At 48.1% G+C, this 1,027-nt stretch carries 1 protein-coding gene; it reads right to left on the bottom strand.

All coding sequences use genetic code 11. The features are described 5' to 3' along the window. Window positions 1-288: 288 nt before the first annotated feature. Window positions 289-576: a ComEA family DNA-binding protein gene (locus tag HMPREF3022_RS02050; RefSeq protein ID WP_049332029.1), complete on the bottom strand. Its 288-nt coding sequence runs from the start codon at window positions 574-576 to the stop codon at window positions 289-291. Window positions 577-1,027: the final 451 nt, after the last annotated feature.

Raw genomic sequence — 1,027 nt, 5'->3', positions numbered from 1 at the left:
CGTCGCCAATATCGAAACCAACAGCATCACCACCAACAGCTGTATCAAAGAATACCCCCTCTGCACAGTTGCCCCATTCCGTTTTCCGTCAAATGTCTTTAAGTACATATCTTTTATTCCCTTTATCTTTTATATCCCCTATTCAACAAGAGGCTATCCGTTTATCCCTTTACCCAATGCCCCATTAGCCCAAGTCTTCATTCCCGGCCCCATACAAAGCCGCCCGTCAACCCGAACCGGCAAACGGTTCGGCATCAGGGCGGCGTATACGGCAGTTAACCGTCAGGCTTATTTTTTCACGGCAGGCTGTGCAGCCTTAGGCGCGGCAGGAGAAACCGTCGCCTCCGCCTTCAACTTGTTCAGCACCGCATCACCGATGCCCTTCACGTTTTTCAGCTCCTCCACCGATTTGAACGCACCGTTCTTCTGACGGTATTCCACAATCGCTTTCGCCTTAGCCGGACCGATACCCGGCAATGCCTCCAGTTCCGCAGAAGAGGCCGTATTGACGTTCACGGCAGCCAAAGAGAACGCCGTACAAACGGCGGCAAAGACACCAAATAAAAATTTCTTCATCAGATTTTTCCCATAACATGTTTGATTGAATCAGTCAGGAAGTCTACCGAATGGTTTTATTCCACTCTGTAAACACTGTCGCATATAAGGATAGGGCAACAGCCCACACCCATACAAATGCTTACGACATATTAACGCAAATATCGTTCGATTTCAAATATTCAAAACGGTTAACCATAACTTTCGGTACTTTTGTACAAGGATAACAACAGGGTAAATATTTCCGATTCCAATACCAAGATGCACGAATACTCCATAAACACCGGCACATCCCTATCCCAATGTTTGATCCCAACACCTGTTATCCCAATTCTGCCGCTAAACCGACAGACATGTAAAAAGCCCCCGACTGATGTCGGGGGCTTCGGAATGGGTGTTTGGCGGTGACCTACTTTCACATGGAAGAACCACACTATCATCGGCGCTGAGTCGTTTCACGGTCCTGTTCGGG

The sequence above is a fragment of the Neisseria sp. HMSC065C04 genome (genome assembly GCF_001815375.1).
GTDB lineage: Bacteria > Pseudomonadota > Gammaproteobacteria > Burkholderiales > Neisseriaceae > Neisseria > Neisseria flavescens_D.
This window is presented reverse-complemented; position numbering and strand designations above follow the sequence as displayed.